Here is a 16,825-nt window from a genome sequence, read left to right as displayed (position 1 = left end):
GCAAGAAATTCATCCCCTTGTTAGGCTGGCGAAGAATTATTAATGTCCACGGAGTTTAAAAACATGATGTTTAAATCCAAGTTAATCGCTTTTGCCGGCGCATTAGTTATTGCAGGTTCATCGTTTGCTGCCTTTAAAGCACCTCCCGTTTGCCCCGCTGTAAGTGCGATTAAAGTAGCAGGCTTATCCAATGCAGAAGAATTAATGCCTAAACTCTATTTTGCCTATGAAATAAGCACTTATGGCACCGACAATACTTGGGTATTTGCCAGTGGACCCTTTGAAGGTGAAGATGACGAAGAAGCGTTGGAAGAAGCCAACAAGGCTTTGCGTTATTTATCAGGTAGCCCTGTTGCTGAGCCCGATGAAGGAGGCTGGGTGTGTTTGTATGAATTGGATGAACAACATTTTGCGGTTGCCCTGCAGTCAGATATTATGCCATCACCTTACAAAATTAGACGTTATTTAGGTAAAAAGCATTAAACGCTGGCCATTAACTTTTATTCAAACAGCAACGTACCACGGTTTTTCCGTGGTACCCATAATGTATTCCGGTGAATCCACAATAAACGAACATTAGCTACTTGAACTGGTTGACGTATTAGTCTGGATAAATCTATGCAACGATGTGATTGGTCTACAAAAGACCCTCTTTATACTGCTTATCATGATGAAGAATGGGGGGTTCCTGTTAGAAACCCGCAAAAACTATTTGAAATGCTTATTCTGGAAGGCATGCAAGCAGGCTTAAGCTGGTTTACCATTTTAAAAAAACGTGAAGCAATGCGTAACGCTTTTCTAAATTTTTCAGCAGAGAAGCTTGCTTTATTGAGTGATAACGACATTGAGCAATTGTTGCAAAATGAAACTATCATTCGTAATCGCTTGAAGATAATTTCCGTACGCAATAATGCGCAATGCTTTTTAAGGGTAGCCCAGCGAGAAAATATTGTGGATTACTTCTGGCAGTTTACACAGGGGATCGTGATTCAAAATGCCTGGAAAAAGCTCGCAGAAGTTCCTGCTGTAACAACAGAAGCCACCGCCATGGCCAAGCAATTAAAAAAAGACGGTTTTTCCTTTATGGGGCCTACTACTTGTTATGCATTGATGCAAGCAGTAGGGATGGTTAATGATCATCTTGAATGCTGTTTCCGTTGGCCTGAAGTACAACGTTAACCGCTTATTTGCTCAGTTTCTTAATGGTAGAAGTTATATCCTCAACCTCACCCGAATAATGGTAATAGATTCTATTATGGTAACAATCTATTATACATAGTGGCTCTTGCTCCTCATCCTCCCTTTGTTTAAAAATCCAATAAATACCCTCAATATGTTTTTGTTGAATTTCTTTGAGCAAATCAAGCATTTTATTTTCCTCAAACTCGGCTTGTGTACAGACTAGTCCTGAATCTTGGCTTGTTACCTTATAAGCAAAATGTTTTTCTTTCATGATAATCACCGTTCCTGTTATTACATCCGTTTAAAATTTGTCAATCATCAAGCAATCAAAACCTATCTCCGATGCGCAATCTATTATTAGTATAGTTAGTTTATAATTAAATCAGTCAAAGAATTATCCTTTGCCAAAGGAGTTGGCCTCATGAGAAAAATACTGGTTGGTCTTTCCTTGTTTTTAATTTTTTTTAGCATCACAGCGATAAGCCAGAGAATTCTTTTATCTCACAAGGCTATTCTTTTGGAACCTCACGGTGAATATTATAGCTTCCCCGAAAGCTATAATATCACTGCCTCAGGCTACCATTTTGTATTTGTGGGTGGTGTTTATCGAGTCTGTCATCTCAATCCTCAACCCCGGCTTGTAAATCTTGACATGTTGCGTGTGCACATTGAATTAGGTGAGCAAAAATTCTGGTGGAATTGCTATGCTTATGATCCACGTTTTTTTGAAATTGATTTTTAATTTACTGTGACCGCATAAACAGAAATGGAGTTGCATCATAAAAGGATTTATTCTTATTGTTAGAGAGTATTTGACCATTTAATGCTGTTCAAAACGGGGAACAACAAATTTTTTCTATCGTCGTTGCGAACAAAGTAAAGCAATCCAGAACAGACTTTTGTTCAAAGATCGCACTCGATGCTTCGCTAACTCTCGCAAAGACACGACTCTAAATCTTTATCCCCGCACACAAAACAATTTACACATTCAAAGCCTTTATAATGGATTTTATGTATTTTTTTTTGCTAACATATATTTTCTTGAATCATTCTATAAGGAAAAATCATGACACAAGAACAACTTAAGGAAAAATTGGATAAAACATTGTGTCTTTTAGCCGTGGCTAGCCTGGCCTCTTCTATCTTTTATCTTGTTGATGTCAAATTTGGTTTGGCTGCAACCATTGCTATTAATGGTTGTGCATTATACGCCTTTCATGAGATAGGTAAAAATAGACGCATTGGTTCAAATGTTCTGCACCGTGCCCACACTTTTTTTGCTGCACAGGGTAACAGAGAAAGTGCGGAGATTTATAATGCGTTTAGAAATATTATTAATGGTGGGGCAGCCGTTTATGATGAATTGATCCTTCCTAATACTAAGCCGAGCTAAACTAACTCCAGCCCCTACCTACCGCGACGCGTTCGCAATCCAGAGGTTCAAAGTCGGGCACTTAAACCTATGGATACTGCGGACAAGCCGCAGTACGTAGGGATAAGATTATTTCAAAATGGCTTCACTTGCAGCTTGCAACAAACGCGACTCTAAATTTTGTCCTGTGCAGAGCGGCAGGACAACATTTCTTGTCCAATTAATACTCTCTTAACAAACTACACTTACAATATACACAATGGCGTTTTTTATAACCTTCTTGTATGTTTTTTGTAAAACGATTACTACGATTTTTTAAATCTCAAAAACAACCATCCCATATTATTCCTGTAAAGGAGCCGGTTAACTTACCATCCAATGAAATTGATCCAAACTCTTTTTTTAACCCCAATAAGTCTTCATCAATCATCCAGGAAAGAATGAAATTTTTTGCTCATGCCCAAATGAAGGATTTGGCTGAGGTTGGTGAGAAAAAAGCGTTAGGGTATTTGCCGTTAGAGACAATCCGTAATGCGGGTTTTGATGCCTTTCATGTCAGCAGGTTCTTACAAAAAAATGGATTAACGGTATTTATTATTCCAGCCCCTCTCCCTGAAGAAATTTATGCCTACGACTCCACCATTGAAAAATTTGTACATGTACAGACTAAACAAACGTTTGAAGTCATTCCTAGAGGAAATTTTTTAACCATTAAATCCGGTGCCTTGGTTGCTTTTGACAAAAAGGCTATTGATGCTTTTTTGCAAGAGAAGAAGGAATTTATATATCATGAAAATCAACAAGAAACCAATGAGGATTATAAATGGCCTAGTGAGGCCAACGCTTTTGTCAACATGCTCTTTAGAAAACAAGCCTCATCCTCTCTGATGAATCATTTTATACACTGCATTTATACCAGCATGCCGACTGCTATTACCTCCAATGTGAATAGACCTGAGTGTTGAAGCTTCCATCATGCTGTCTTCTTTATGAAACGAGCATTCTTAATAGCATAAATTTATTATATTTTCTTTCGTAAAGAGCTCTTCTAAAGCTAGGCGACTCTCTGTCCAATGGCTTGAGTCATAATGTTCTCCAGTTTTTGGCTTTTTTACAGCCTTATTTTCCTGTTCAAGCAAGACCATCAATTCATCGAGCAGATAGGATGAAAACGAATGGTGGTGGTATCGAGTTTCAGCTGCATTGAAAAAATCGTCTAATTTTTTTACCAGCGCTTTGAAGGCATTCGCTTCAATCTTACTAAAATCCAGTGCCCTGCTTTGGCCAAACAGGCGATGCCGGAAACTGCTAAACCAGCCCGTTTCTGCGCGAGGAAAAGAACCTTTTAAATAATGTTCCTGATATTTAATTTGAGCATTTTTGATGGCTTGCTTAAGTCTATTGATTAATTTTTCTTCAGCTTCGGAAACAACGGTTTCTGGCGGGAATAATTCGTTTTCCTGATAAAAAAATGTCATTTCTCTGCGAGAAAGGCGCATTGAGGTCGGGAGTCTTCGCTTAGGCCCCATGGCTCTTGATAAAGTAGGGTGGGTAAGTTTTTTAACCACTGGGGCAGTAGTTTTAGGATTGTCTTGCTTAAGCTTTTCCACTGAAAAACCTGCTTTCAACCATTCTTCTTTGCGGGTTGCTACACTATTTGGCTTGCCTCCAAGCGTTGGATTACTAGATTTTGTTTGCTTCATGCTACTTGTCCTTAAGTAAAAAAATTCCTTATAACTGAATTACTGCCCCTATGAGGTTAATTGTTTAAAAGCCAGAATATGCTGGTAAGCCTCATCAATTCTTTCTTCCTTAATTTTGCCCTGTTTTACCTTGGTTTCGATGATATCAATTATTTCTTCAGGATTTTGTGGCTTTTCTGAGAGTTGATTACCAAATAGCAACATATCTACGCCAGCATTGATCGACAGGGTTATCGCTTGTGCCAAGCCAAAATGCTCGCTAATAGCCTTCATCTGCATGTCATCGGTAATAATTACGCCCTTAAATTGTAATTGCTCACGAAGAATTTCCGTTAATATTTTATGAGATAACGTGGCGGGCAAACCACTTTCATCCAACTTGCGATTGACAATATGCGCAGTCATAATCATGCCACAAGGGGTTTCACTGTTCAGCAACAGTTTATAGGGGTCTAACTCATACTCTTGCCAAGAATCCGTCACATCAACAAATCCTAAATGCGAGTCAGTAGCTGAGCTTCCATGCCCTGGAAAATGTTTGTAAACACATTGGACACGATGTTGTAAAAAATCTTGTGAAAAAATACTACTATAAAAGGCAACTTCTTCTGGTTTATCCGAAAAACTACGGCTCAACAAGCCAATAATAGGGTTATCAGGGTTAATATTAACATCAACATCCGGGGCAAAATCCAAATTAAAACCAGCCTCTTTAAGCGTTGCAGCCATCGTCTGTGCAATCAGGTTGGCATCCTCAGGTATCATTTTCCCTACTTCAGCCGCGGAAACAGTTTGTGGGAAACCATACTCTGATTTAAGACGATTTACCGCACCACCCTCATAATCAACGGAAATAAGTAGAGGAAGCTGTGGACGGTGATGCTTATCGTTCGCCTTGCTAGTAGCTAATTGCAGTTGTTGATTTAATTTTTTTACTTGTTCAGGGTTTGCAATATTTTTATCAAAAGTTTGGGTGTGGTAGTTATAATCAAACAGAATAACGCCGCCAATGTTATTTTTATTAATGGCTTTCGTCACAGCAGATGCATCATCGATTGTTTTACCTTCAAAACCAATGATAAGCATTTGTCCTATCTTATCCCGTAAACTTGGTTCGCCAGCGTTGGCAACCCCTATATGTACCAAAATAAAGGCAATTAAAATCTTAACGTATTTCATAGGACTGCAGTATAAGTAGAAGGCTCACATGATAACAATTTGTTCAAAAAGGATCAAGAATGTATTAATTTGCAATTAAGCCTCCCTTGGCTAACTTGGCCTTTCTAGAACTCTGTGCTATGTTTTCATTAAACTTTTCAGGATGATCAAAATGAAGTCATTTATTGAACAAGCCCATTTTTATGCAGAGTATCATCAAAAACCCGTGACGCTTTACACACATCTTGTTGGTGTACCATTAATTATTTTCTCCTTGATGATTTTTTTAGGTTTTTTTCATTTGATTGTTCCCGGCGTAATGGACACAACCTTAGCTAGCATCGCCACGGTACTCTTACTCATTTATTATTTCCTTTTAAATTGGCGTTTAGCCTTGGTCTTAACCCCCATCATGTTTTTCTTGCTTTGGCTCGCACATCTCATTAGTTGGGCTGGCCCCACGAGGGGTGCCTTATGGACATTTGTATTCACCTTTGTTTTTGGTTGGGCAATACAGTTAGCTGGACATTATATCGAAGGAAAGCGACCTGCCTTAATCGATAATTTTTGGCAAGCCTTAATAGCGCCCTTGTATTTAACGGCAGAAATTTTTTTCAAATACGGGCGCATGAATAAACTGGAAACAGCTATTCATGGAGAGCCTGCTACTCCAACGGTAGTTAAAAACGCTAGTGTAGAAAAACCTCCGGCGGATGACACCATGTAGAAGCCCACATCAAACAGGATAAGATTTTAGTTAAACAGCATTTCATCAGGCGTCTTCCAAAGACGCCAAAGATAACAGAGCTTATTAAGCTTATACCATTAAAGATTGTTCCCCTTCAATCAATTACATTCTAGTGCTCTAATTGAACAATGTGTAAATGTTTTGCGGCGAAAAAATGTACACCTTTGCAAAAACAACCCATCGCCAAGGTAAAAATTTAAAATCCCACCTATAATTACCTACATGAGCAACTTAGCATTACATCTACAGCTCGCCAATCACGCAAAGGATTATGCTTGTTCTCAGATTGTGCATGGCTGTTCACAAATCGAAAACAATGAGCTTCCTGTTGAATATTTTGAGGCTTTAAATAATGCTGTACTTAAACAGCTAAGAGCGTTAATAAATCAAACTCGCACCGATCCCTACAACTTACTAGCCGATGACATTTATGATTACGAAAAAACTATTTTATTTAGTAGTAAATATTCTTTAGGCAATTGCTATGAGCTTGCATTTCAAGCGATGGATTATTTTTTAACGACTAATCAAGTAGCATTGACCAATTTAGAAGTTTTATCGATTGATGGAGAAAAAGGTGATCATATCTTTTTGGTGGTAGGCAGAGATCCTAATAGTAATATCAATGATATTACCTCTTGGGGGCCTGAAGCGGTAATTTGTGATCCTTGGTCGAAGCAAGTTTATCCGGCTTCTGACTATCAGGAAAAATTAAAAACCTTTTACCGAAGATATAATAAAGACGGGACAAAGACTAACTGTATAATGGATTATGATCCTACTGTACATACCTTAAATGTTATTCTAAATAATCATCAGTTAAAATCTAGTCTCTCTAAATCTGCGCTTAAAGAAAATTATGCTAGTGAGTTAAATTTAATTGAATGGGCGTTAAATAACCATAGAAGCAAACTAGAGGCTCGAAATGAGCATTTAATTAAAAAATACGGGCAAGAGGATGAGAAGCATAAAATACTTGAACAAAAATTAATGAACGTTAACAATGTCCTTAATATGCTTCATTCATTAAGGGCGGCAATTCCGGACACTAAGGAGGAAAGTGATTTTCGCAAATTCCACAGTGTGTTACGTAAAAATTTACACCAAATCTTTGAAAACATTCAAGAGATAGTCAATCTTGCTCCGGAAGAAAGAAAAGCGCTGTCCGTCTATCGACACCCCCATAATATTATGAGCAGAATTCGAACCTTTGCAAATGTTTCTCCACCCACTGAGAAAACCATAAAAGAAGCAAATGAAACGCTTGTAAAAAATTTATCTGACAAAAAAATATAATAAAAGGTAATAGTGGCGGTAGTTAACACGGCCGTTGCTAAAAAATTGGAGATAGTCGTGGCACAGTTGAGAGATTATCATGTAATTCCAAATTTTCGGATTGGTGGCTGGGATGTAAAAAGAGAACACGCATCGCGAGCCAGTAGGCATTTTGAAACTCAGCAAAAAGCCATCAATGCTGCCAGAAAGATGAGCAAGAGAAACAATGCCGAGTTGTTTATCCATGGACACGATGGCAAACTTTTAAGAAAAGATACTCGTAATTAAATCTCTCTGCACAGAACAAAAATTTAGAATCGCGTCGTTGCGAGCGCCAGCGAAGCAATCAGTACGAGCTTTGAACAAAGATATGTTCTGGATTGCTTCACTTTGTTCGCAATGACGACATGTAAAAATTTCGTCCTATACTAAGTTAAATTCTTTCAACTTAAACTTTGGTAATCATAAAACAATGATGTATACGCTTACTGCGTTTAAAATCCAAGTCGATCGTTTCTGCACTAATATCCTGGATCTTGTACTTTTCACTAACGGCCGGAGAAAGCTTAAAATGCCGAAAATTGGTGGAAAAATATAACACCCCTTCCGAATTTAACAAACGCATGGCAGCATCAATTAATAAGGCTTGATCACGCTGTACATCAAGTGTTTGTTGCATTCTTTTTGAGTTAGAAAAGCTTGGGGGATCAAGGAAGATCACATCAAAACGGTCGCGCGTTTTTTTTAACCATTCCAAACAATCGTAGTGAATAAATTGGTGCTTAGATAGCTCGAGGCGATTCAATTTAAAGTTGTCTTGAGCCCACTTTAAATAAGTATTGGATAAATCCACATTGGTCGTTAAAGCACCGGCCAAAGCAGCATGAACGCTGGCGCTGGCAGTGTAACAGAAGCAATTAAGGAAACGGGTGCCTGGCTTTAATTGGCCAAAGCGCATCCTTAGCGCCCTATGATCCAAAAACAAGCCCGTATCCAAATAATCGTATAAATTAACTTTTAATTTGGCAGATCCCTCAACGACCGTTATCTCATGACGAGTTTGATTCATTTTTTGATATTGATTGCTGCCTTTTTGTTGTTTGCGTTGTTTCACCACTAATTTATCAGGGGAAATACCTAACACGTCAGGAACCGCTTGGATGACTTCAAGACTACGCTTTTCTGCCTTGTGAGCAGGAATTGTAGTAGGAGGGGCATACTCCTGTAATACGGCATAATCATTATAAATATCAATCGCATAAGCGTATTCTGGCAAATCCGCATCGTAAACGCGGTAACAACTAATGTGGTGACGTTTGACCCATTTTTGCAAATGCTGATAATTCTTTCGTAGACGATTGGCAAGCATCTGCGCACCGGAGGATAACGCTTCCCCTTTACCCATTTTGAGACGGTTGGCACTTTCAAGCGCAACACAATAAAGTTTGCATTCCAGTGGGCCATTAAAAAGCGTGTATTGTTTACCGGCCCGTAACCCCAATGCTTTGGCCAACATGGCGTTGGAGGTTAAAATAGCAGCCTGCCACCCCTGATAATTGCTATGCAAGGTTGTGCCTAACTGCTGATAAAGAGGAACCAATTGCGTGGCTTCACTGAGACGTTCGCCATAAGGCGGGTTACAAATTACCAATCCCTTGGCGTAAAGAGGTTTACAGTCTTTAACTGCCAGTGCCGTAAATTCAACCAAAGGCAGCACTCCCGCTCGTTCAGCATTAGCATGTGCGATTTTAATGACTTTGGGATTATTATCAGTCCCTCTTAACTTAACACTTAAAGGTTTAACCTGCTGCAATGCTAAGGCTCGGACTTTTTCCCATAAGGAAGGTTGATGTTGCGCCCAATGATTAAGAGATTGATCTTGTCGTAGTAAGCCAGGAGCAATATGGCTTGCCATCATCGCTGCTTCAATAACAATAGTTCCCGAACCGCAAAAAGGATCATGAAGACTGTAACCTTTTGCAGCCAACTGAGGCCATTTTGCACGCAGCAGCATGGCAGCAGCGATATTTTCTTTTAGCGGTGCTTCACCTGCTTGAGTGCGATAGCCACGTTGATGCATGCTATAGCCTGTTAAATCAAAACTCACAGTAACAATGTCATGTTTTAAATGAGCATGCAGGCGAATTTGTGGTTTTTCACGATCAATGGAAGGTCGAAGCCCTTTAAATTGACGAAAATGATCCACAATACCATCTTTAACTACCTGCGCACCAAACATAGAATTGCGGATGTGCGTCGATGAACCATGAAATTCTATTGCCAGGGTTTTATCCGCTGTAAATACCGTTTGCCAGGGAAACTGATTGCAAAGTTGATAAAGACTTTGCTCATTATGGGCTTGTCCGCTGAATAACAAGAGTTGCACCCGATTAGCCAGGCGCGACCACAAACAAAGCTGATAAATAACAGCAATATCACCTTCACCGTACACACCCTGAGGACTAACACGAGTCACATGCAATCCTAATGCTTTTAATTCTTCTTCAAGAAGATATTCCAATCCTTTTGGGCAGCTAATAAATAATGAATATTTCATGACAAACATGCCCTTAAAAAGCGAAACAAAGCCTTTGCAGCACCGCTATGGTTGTTTGTATTTCTCTCATCCACAGCTTTCTTAACGAGCTGTCTTAATTGCTGTACATCACTAGGATGATAATGATCAATAAATTCAGTTAGGGCATTCTTACCATCAACGATTAAGCGTTCGCGCCACTGTTCTATTTCATGAAATACAGCAGTCTGGGCACTCTCTTCAGCAATGAGAGCCTCATAGGCAGTTAAAATGGCGTCGCTGTCAGAAGCACGCATGAGTTTTCCTATAAGCTGTGCCTGACGTCTAATGGCCCCATGACTTTTAATGGTCTTGGCTTCCAGAATTGCTTGACGTAAGTTAGCCGGCAATGGCAGCTCATCCAATTTGCTCGGACTTAAAGCAATCAGCTTCACTCCCACTTTTTGCAATATTTCTGCATCACGCTTTTTCTGGGATTTACTTTTTTCTTCTTCCATCAACAAACCTTTTGTGGAATATAACTATGTATTATAGGAATTCTTTAACTATTTGCGCTTAAGACAACTTAAGCATAAAAAGATAAGCACCCGGCCTTTTTATTTTACCTTTTTAATACGCTTAAAAACAGAATTATTCAGCTGTTGCCAAGGAAGATTTTGAAGAGGATGAAAACTTCTTTTGGGGTCTTGCGGCCCAATAAGTCCGACTAATTGCATAGAGATTAAATAATAATATCGCGAGCAACAGTGAATGCAACCAGGTTACGGTAAGCTTAATAAACACGGGTAAGGTAATAAAAACACCCACACAACCGGCCAAACTAAGGATAAACGTTTTTTTCAAAGGAATTTTATTTTGTTGTACAAAAACCAGTGTGGTTAAAGGTTGTTGCATAGCACCGGCAGTTGTCATAATGGGAAAAGCAACAACAGGTGAAACATTTAATAAAAAGAGGACGGCCTGCACCATAACAAATAAGCCAATCCCGACAGAAGTAAGTGCCCCACAAATCACCATGGCAAAAAAACCAATGACCAACTTCCAGGAGTGAAGCTCAACGACATCACCACCGACGGGCATTAAACGAAATTGATGACTAATTAATAAGACAATAATAACGACGAAACAACACATCATGGCTAGCCGAATGGCTTGTTTGCTTAGCCTGGTAACTACACTGCCTCCAATCAATCCGCCGACACAAGCACCGAAAACCAATGTCAGTAAAGTAGTCAGATCCACATCAACGAGACGCATGAAGAAGAACGATTCTATCGTACCGGGAATAACCTGCGCCCCATTATTGACAGCAGGCAATTCATCATCAGGAAATGTTCCTAACAATTTAGCCAACGCCACATTAACCGCAAAACTGCCAATACCCAGAGTATCAGCAATAAAGGCAATAATTCCACTAAAGGTTAATTTGATATAATCCAATGACGATAACTTAACAGCAGGTTGTTTAAAAAGTCCATAAATCATAGCAACCACGCAAACAACAGTTAAAACTACAATTGAAAAAACAATTAAAGTGATTGCCATTACATTCCCGCCATCAATTAACACTAAACCCTTCTGTTTCAACTTGAGAAAAAAACAGATGACCAGTGATTATACATTATTTGCCATGTCCGGCAAACAGCAAAATGCACAAAACAAGGACTTTTTGTTTATATTTTCACAAAACAACTATACTTAATACTGCAAGGATACCAGGACAAGGACGATTTTTTATGAAAAAGAAACTTATTAACCCTGCCAAACCTAAAAAAAAGCACCTCCCCCTTTTAAAAGCGCTTTTGGAACAAACCAGCGATAATACGCAAGGATGGCATGAGTCGAATTATTATCAAATCATTTATAAAAAGAAAAAAATTAAAGTGGCATTGACAAATGCAATCATAAAAAGAGAGAGCAAAAAAGGAGGCAGTCGTTATGAAGCCATTGATGCAACTCCCTTGGGAAAAGGGTCATATGGTGTAGTTTATCCTGTCAATGTAACTATAAAATTTACGGAGAGTGAGTTAATTTTTAAAGAAAAATCTTACGGTAAACGCCGTATCGTTAAACAACGCCCCTATAGTACTAAAACCATGGATGATGCCGTTAACGAATATATCCTTACCAGCATGACGCCACATTCTCACCCTAAATCACCGGTGAAATTCGGCCAACATATTTACAGTGTTTCCAGGCGTATGGAAGGACGGGAGTTATTTGATATCCTTAATGATGATTTGAGTGGAAAACATAAACTTACTCTTGAAGAGCGTTTTATGCTAAGTAAACGCTTAATAGAAGCATTGCAAACGCAAGTTGTTGCAGCAGGGCTCGTACATCGCGATTTAAAACCTGAAAATATAATAGTCGAACTTAGTGAAGGCTTGGTAGGAACGATTGATTTCGGTTTGGCCAAAATTGATAACTCCTTGGCTGATGACGATGCTGTTGGCTCCCCTTTATACGTTTCACCTGAAGTGCTTTTAGGCAGGGGGACGACTCAACAGAGTGATATTTATGGTTTGGGGCGTATCCTGGCTTTATTATGGCGTACGGATTTAACCAGCTATGATACCAGCTTAAACGGCAGACAACTTCTTCAAGTGGCTAGAAATAATCATTATCATTTATTTGATGGCATCGAAGCCGGGCTTAATAAAAAAGCAGCACTTACCATAAAGAAAGTAATCGAAGGAATGACTGCCTATGATCCTGCCGGCAGAATGAGTCTGAACAAGGCATTCCTTAAATTTCAAAAGGCAGAGGGCTTTCAATTCCCTAAAGAAATACAACGAACAACATCACCCGGTTTATTTCAAAATGCTAAAAATAATAACGTTTTGAATGAATTCAAAACCGATTTAAAAGAGGAACAATCTCAAGACATTGAAGAAGTTCCCCTTGCTAAGCCTAAGAAAAAGAAATGGAGTTTGTTTTTTAAAACAACCAAGGAAGAAAAGCCTCTTATAACTACAAAAAAGGAACAAGGGCCTGCTTCTAACGATAGTTTTAGCTAAACAGTTTTTTGGTAATGCCAGCGACATGCCTACCCTGAAAGCGTGCAATTTGCCGCTCGATATCACTGGGTGTACGGCTACCATCGGCCCCGGCGATTGTACCTGCGCCATAAGGGGACCCTCCTCGCATTGCACTTAAATCCTGCAAGCCTTTTTCCGAGTAGGGGGTACCCACGATAATCATTCCATGATGTATTAACGTGTTCCAGAAGGATAAAATCGTTGATTCATTACCCCCGCCGGTGCCAGTAGATACAAAAACGCTAGCAACCTTACCAATAAGGGTTCCTTTTACCCACATTCCGCCCGTTTGATCCAGGAAATTTCGCATTTGCGCTGCCATGTTGCCAAAACGTGTAGGAGTCCCAAAGATAACCGCATCATATTCTTCAAGCTCCTGGGGTTTTGCTATTTCTGCCTTTTGATTTAATTTAACGCCAGCTTTTTTGGCCACCTCTTCTGGCATGATTTCGGGTACGCGTTTAATAACCACACTTACACCGTCAATCTCCTTAACCCCTTTTGCGACTTCCTCAGCCATTGCTTCAACATGGCCATAACTTGAATAGTAAAGCACCAGGATCTTTGCCATTTTTTCTCCTTTAAAAACGGTTATTCCGATAATCTTCTAAAGCCTGCCGTACTTCTTGTTGGGTATTCATAACAAAGGGTCCTAACCAGGCCACAGGTTCTTTTATTTTTTTTGCAGCGATGAGCAAGCAGTGGGTTCCTACTTCGCCTTCAATAGCAACAGTATTTCCTCCCTCCAAGTCTGCCAATATTTTTTCTCCAACAATTCGTCCCCCAATGCTTACTTCGCCACTTAAGGTGAAAAGGATAACCTGGTACCCCTCAGGGATACTTTGTTTGATTGAATCTTTGGCCGCAAAGCTTATGTCTAAAAAAACGGGCGCAGTAGCAATACCGTCAATAGGTGATTTAGTGCCTTTATCCGTCTTACCAGCTATGACTTTTATACGCATGCCGGAAGCATGATTTTCAACAGGCAACTGGCTTCCCTTATATTCCTGGTAGCGAGGTGCATCCCATTTATTGATAGCAGGCAGATTAAACCAAAGTTGCAATCCTGTTAATCGTCCTTGTGCTGGTTTGGGCATTTCTGAATGAATAATCCCACGCGCCGCGGTCATCCATTGCACATCGCCAGGACCGATAACGCCGCGATGTCCTTGATTATCCTCATGCTCCATTTGTCCATTCAGCATATAAGTTACTGTTTCAAAGCCGCGATGTGGATGCGGGGGAAAACCACCCATATAATCCATTTCATTATCACTATCAAAGAAATCAAACAGTAATATAGGATCAAAATCGTTTTGCCGGACAAGCCCGATGTAACGATGCAGTTTTACGCCAGCTCCTTCTCGCAATAAAGTACCATCGATTAATCTTACAACTTGCATTGTTTTCATAAGAGAGCAAATTTAAAAAATAAGATCTAGCATACTCGAAAAGAGAGGCTTATTAAATCAACAGATGACTTAAGCTGACAAATAACCATTCTTGCTCTATGCTGAAAAACGATAATGTGGAAAAGGAGCTTCCATGGACACCAAAGAACACACAGAATTAGGAAATTCATTACGCTTTACCGGTATCGAAGGCAACCCCTATTTACGCACTGATGAGCAGGGAGTACTGCATGTTACCTTACAGCGCTGTCAAGAAAACGGGCTTCCCGAGCCAATGAGGCTAGAGATGACCGCCGGGGAAATTATAGCGATGGCCGCTGATTTTTTTACCGACCGCGACTGGAATATGAAACTTGATCTTCCCAGCTGTCATAGTTTCGAAACCGCAGAAAGCTTTGCCATGGAAGCTTCAAGCAATAGTTTAGGGGATTATCTCATTGAACAACCGGTCACTGACAAAGAAGAAAACGCCTTACTTAACGCTTATAATAATTTGGCGTCTCCTGATGTTAGCCGACAAAATATCGATTTAATTTATAAAATTGATAGCAGCAATTATATACCCTTTTCTGCGACTTTAAACGATTACTTTAAGCAACTAATGTTTGTGCTTCGCGTTAAAGACTATGGCGAAATGTTAAACCGCAACCAGACCCATTTTACCCCCTGGTCGGTAAGGGTATACACCCTGGGGCACCATCTTGCGCTTAAATATGGTCATATTGCTGCAGAATTAAAACAATTGATGGCCGATGCTGACTATCAGGGCGTTTCTATAGAATCCCAAACGATTATACAAACGCTACGAAGCCAAAAAGAGAATTTGTCGAGCGAGTATCTACAGGATTTGTTTTACCGTTATCAGGCATTAGCCTATTGCATTGAATTGTTTGTTTTTCATTATTATAGCGATCATTTTGCAGCGGGACATATGTCCATGGTAGGTGACTTACGCGTTTTGCTAACAGAGCGCTTTGGCACTTGGGGAAGTATTTTAGCTAATAATCTTCACAATGAATTGAATCGGGTGGGCGTTTATACCAAACGTCCTTACGATCCTACTCCAACCCCAACAGAGGCGCCCACATCCGCGAGGGGTGACGGTGATTTTAATAGCTGCATTAATCATTTTAATAAAGCAGCGTGTATCGCTGGCATGCAATGCTCGGTCTTGGATATTGAGCATGTAATTACTGGCGAGAAGGTGCCTTCACAAAGACAATACGGGGGTTTGGAGCATTTACCTGACGTAGATTCAAACTATCGTCAACTACAACCATTGCTTGTGCTGGGTAACGATACGAAAATTTACCATCGTAAACATTTAAACCAAATTAAAACGCTGTCACCGTCTGATTATGCCCAGCTTAAAATCGCTCCGGCTCAATGCGGATACCGTGAATTAAAAGGCAAATGGGATGCCTTCGCCCTAGTAGCAAAACTACGCTTATTCCCCTACATTTTCGATGGAAAGGTACAGCCTTTGACCGCCCTGGAATTACAGCGCATTGAAGAAGAGGAAAAGGCACTGAACCCAGAAAGAGATCCAATTCCCACACCCCCATGCACACCAACGCAAAGGCCTTTGGAAAAAACTCCGAACTGGCGCACCCCAACCTCTGAGCAACAAATTTATGAGGGACTTGGCAAGCATGGTCTATTGAATTCAGCCGCTAATCCTGGCATTAAAGTAGAGGAGAAAGAAGAACTCACCCAGGCATTTATTACCAACAAATGCTAGCCTACTCTGCCGGAAATCGTTAAGCCTTGATAAGGCATGTGTGATCAAGGCTTTTATATGTTTATACTGATACGCTATTGTAGTTCGGCGCACTCTAGAATGGATTTATCTTGATCTAAACCGGTGCTAATAGAATAATACACTAATTGCATCAATTTCAGGTGACCGATGATACGATTTAAATCCATTATAGCTGTTTGCTTATTGTTATCCTGTCATTATGTATTGGCAAACAATACCATTTTAAAAACCATCAATGGTGATCAAATTGCATTTAACAGCCTAAAAGGAAAATGGATTTTTATTAACTATTGGGCAAGCTGGTGTCAACCCTGTCTTGACGAAATCCGCGAATTAAACCGATTTTATCACAGTCAACATACCAAAGCGGCTTTGTTTGCCGTTAATTACGATATGCTACCTGCTGCACAACAGTTGGAATTAATAAAAAAATACAACATTCGTTATCCCAGTTTGCTCGATCCTGCCAAACAACTGAGGCTGGGCAATATACCCGGCGTACCGGCAACGTTTGTATTTAATCCTGAAGGAAAACTCAGTCAAATTCTTTATGGGCCTCAGACGGTACGTAGTTTGAAGAAAGCAACTCGAGCTACCGTTTCCTAATTAGTTGCTGTTTTTATCTCCAATTGGCAT

Annotated in this window: 19 protein-coding genes; 11 read left to right on the top strand and 8 right to left on the bottom strand. The window is 39.9% G+C overall.

Annotated features, from left to right (window positions below; translation table 11 throughout):
- The first annotated feature begins 63 nt into the window (after window positions 1–63).
- Complete coding sequence (locus Ljam_RS09745) at window positions 64–483, top strand: DUF4949 domain-containing protein (RefSeq protein WP_058449845.1); 420 nt, start codon at window positions 64–66, stop codon at window positions 481–483.
- A 135-nt stretch (window positions 484–618) separates the two neighbouring features.
- Window positions 619–1,179: a DNA-3-methyladenine glycosylase I gene (locus Ljam_RS09740; protein ID WP_058449844.1), complete on the top strand. Its 561-nt coding sequence runs from the start codon at window positions 619–621 to the stop codon at window positions 1,177–1,179.
- A 4-nt stretch (window positions 1,180–1,183) separates the two neighbouring features.
- Here the strand turns inward: Ljam_RS09740 and Ljam_RS09735 are convergent, their stop codons facing one another.
- Window positions 1,184–1,453 (bottom strand): hypothetical protein, encoded by a 270-nt coding sequence (locus Ljam_RS09735; protein ID WP_058449843.1) that lies wholly within the window; start codon window positions 1,451–1,453, stop codon window positions 1,184–1,186.
- Between the two features lie 150 nt (window positions 1,454–1,603).
- On the opposite strand from Ljam_RS09735, the gene Ljam_RS09730 reads away from it, so the two are divergent.
- The 3 genes from Ljam_RS09730 to Ljam_RS09720 all read left to right on the top strand — a co-directional run bounded on the left by Ljam_RS09730 (window position 1,604) and on the right by Ljam_RS09720 (window position 3,519).
- Window positions 1,604–1,924 (top strand): hypothetical protein, encoded by a 321-nt coding sequence (locus tag Ljam_RS09730; protein ID WP_058449842.1) that lies wholly within the window; start codon window positions 1,604–1,606, stop codon window positions 1,922–1,924.
- A 324-nt stretch (window positions 1,925–2,248) separates the two neighbouring features.
- The gene (locus tag Ljam_RS09725) at window positions 2,249–2,575 is read left to right on the top strand and encodes a hypothetical protein (RefSeq protein ID WP_058449841.1); all 327 of its coding nucleotides are present in this window, start codon (window positions 2,249–2,251) and stop codon (window positions 2,573–2,575) included.
- A 419-nt stretch (window positions 2,576–2,994) separates the two neighbouring features.
- Entirely contained in the window at window positions 2,995–3,519 is a 525-nt protein-coding gene (locus Ljam_RS09720; RefSeq protein ID WP_156411924.1) for a hypothetical protein, read from the top strand.
- A gap of 39 nt (window positions 3,520–3,558) precedes the next feature.
- Here Ljam_RS09720 and Ljam_RS09715 read toward each other — a convergent pair whose 3' ends face one another.
- Both Ljam_RS09715 and Ljam_RS09710 read right to left on the bottom strand, forming a co-directional pair.
- Window positions 3,559–4,257 carry a hypothetical protein gene (locus Ljam_RS09715; RefSeq protein WP_058449839.1) on the bottom strand — a complete coding sequence of 233 codons (699 nt, stop codon included), beginning with the start codon at window positions 4,255–4,257 and terminating at the stop codon, window positions 3,559–3,561.
- A 48-nt stretch (window positions 4,258–4,305) separates the two neighbouring features.
- A complete protein-coding gene (locus tag Ljam_RS09710) occupies window positions 4,306–5,436 on the bottom strand; it encodes a glycoside hydrolase family 3 protein (RefSeq protein ID WP_058449838.1) in 1,131 nt (376 codons plus the stop codon).
- A 151-nt stretch (window positions 5,437–5,587) separates the two neighbouring features.
- Between Ljam_RS09710 and Ljam_RS09705 the strand changes: the two genes are divergently transcribed.
- From Ljam_RS09705 to Ljam_RS09695, 3 genes are all read left to right on the top strand, one after another.
- Complete coding sequence (locus Ljam_RS09705) at window positions 5,588–6,142, top strand: Mpo1 family 2-hydroxy fatty acid dioxygenase (protein ID WP_058449837.1); 555 nt, start codon at window positions 5,588–5,590, stop codon at window positions 6,140–6,142.
- 243 nt (window positions 6,143–6,385) lie between these two features.
- Window positions 6,386–7,459 (top strand): hypothetical protein, encoded by a 1,074-nt coding sequence (locus Ljam_RS09700; RefSeq protein WP_058449836.1) that lies wholly within the window; start codon window positions 6,386–6,388, stop codon window positions 7,457–7,459.
- A 57-nt stretch (window positions 7,460–7,516) separates the two neighbouring features.
- The gene (locus Ljam_RS09695) at window positions 7,517–7,726 is read left to right on the top strand and encodes a DUF2188 domain-containing protein (protein ID WP_065235571.1); all 210 of its coding nucleotides are present in this window, start codon (window positions 7,517–7,519) and stop codon (window positions 7,724–7,726) included.
- A 160-nt stretch (window positions 7,727–7,886) separates the two neighbouring features.
- On the opposite strand, the gene rlmKL is transcribed toward Ljam_RS09695, so the two are convergent.
- The 3 genes from rlmKL to Ljam_RS09680 form a co-directional block, all read right to left on the bottom strand.
- Complete coding sequence (gene rlmKL / locus Ljam_RS09690; RefSeq protein ID WP_058449835.1) at window positions 7,887–9,995, bottom strand: bifunctional 23S rRNA (guanine(2069)-N(7))-methyltransferase RlmK/23S rRNA (guanine(2445)-N(2))-methyltransferase RlmL; 2,109 nt, start codon at window positions 9,993–9,995, stop codon at window positions 7,887–7,889.
- Window positions 9,992–10,471 (bottom strand): ribosome biogenesis factor YjgA, encoded by a 480-nt coding sequence (gene yjgA / locus Ljam_RS09685; RefSeq protein WP_058449834.1) that lies wholly within the window; start codon window positions 10,469–10,471, stop codon window positions 9,992–9,994. The genes rlmKL and yjgA overlap by 4 nt, the downstream gene beginning before the upstream one ends.
- 133 nt (window positions 10,472–10,604) lie before the next feature.
- Window positions 10,605–11,519, bottom strand: a complete 915-nt coding sequence (locus tag Ljam_RS09680; protein WP_058449833.1) for a sulfite exporter TauE/SafE family protein — start codon at window positions 11,517–11,519, stop codon at window positions 10,605–10,607.
- A 191-nt stretch (window positions 11,520–11,710) separates the two neighbouring features.
- Here Ljam_RS09680 and Ljam_RS09675 point away from each other — a divergent pair, with 191 nt between their 5' ends.
- Window positions 11,711–12,994 carry a protein kinase domain-containing protein gene (locus Ljam_RS09675; RefSeq protein ID WP_058449832.1) on the top strand — a complete coding sequence of 428 codons (1,284 nt, stop codon included), beginning with the start codon at window positions 11,711–11,713 and terminating at the stop codon, window positions 12,992–12,994.
- Here the strand turns inward: Ljam_RS09675 and wrbA are convergent.
- On the bottom strand, window positions 12,987–13,586 hold the full coding sequence (wrbA, locus tag Ljam_RS09670) for an NAD(P)H:quinone oxidoreductase (RefSeq protein WP_058449831.1): 600 nt from the start codon (window positions 13,584–13,586) through the stop codon (window positions 12,987–12,989). The two genes, Ljam_RS09675 and wrbA, sit on opposite strands and share 8 nt — an antisense overlap.
- Before the next feature lie 10 nt (window positions 13,587–13,596).
- Window positions 13,597–14,427, bottom strand: a complete 831-nt coding sequence (locus Ljam_RS09665) for a pirin family protein (RefSeq protein ID WP_058449830.1) — start codon at window positions 14,425–14,427, stop codon at window positions 13,597–13,599.
- Window positions 14,428–14,560: 133 nt separating this feature from the next.
- Here Ljam_RS09665 and Ljam_RS09660 point away from each other — a divergent pair, with 133 nt between their 5' ends.
- Together Ljam_RS09660 and Ljam_RS09655 are read left to right on the top strand one after the other, a co-directional pair.
- The gene (locus tag Ljam_RS09660; RefSeq protein WP_058449829.1) at window positions 14,561–16,168 is read left to right on the top strand and encodes a hypothetical protein; all 1,608 of its coding nucleotides are present in this window, start codon (window positions 14,561–14,563) and stop codon (window positions 16,166–16,168) included.
- Between the two features lie 168 nt (window positions 16,169–16,336).
- Window positions 16,337–16,795, top strand: a complete 459-nt coding sequence (locus tag Ljam_RS09655) for a TlpA family protein disulfide reductase (RefSeq protein WP_058449828.1) — start codon at window positions 16,337–16,339, stop codon at window positions 16,793–16,795.
- Window positions 16,796–16,825 lie beyond the last annotated feature (30 nt).

The sequence above is a fragment of the Legionella jamestowniensis genome (genome assembly GCF_001467745.1).
GTDB lineage: Bacteria > Pseudomonadota > Gammaproteobacteria > Legionellales > Legionellaceae > Tatlockia > Tatlockia jamestowniensis.
This window is presented reverse-complemented; position numbering and strand designations above follow the sequence as displayed.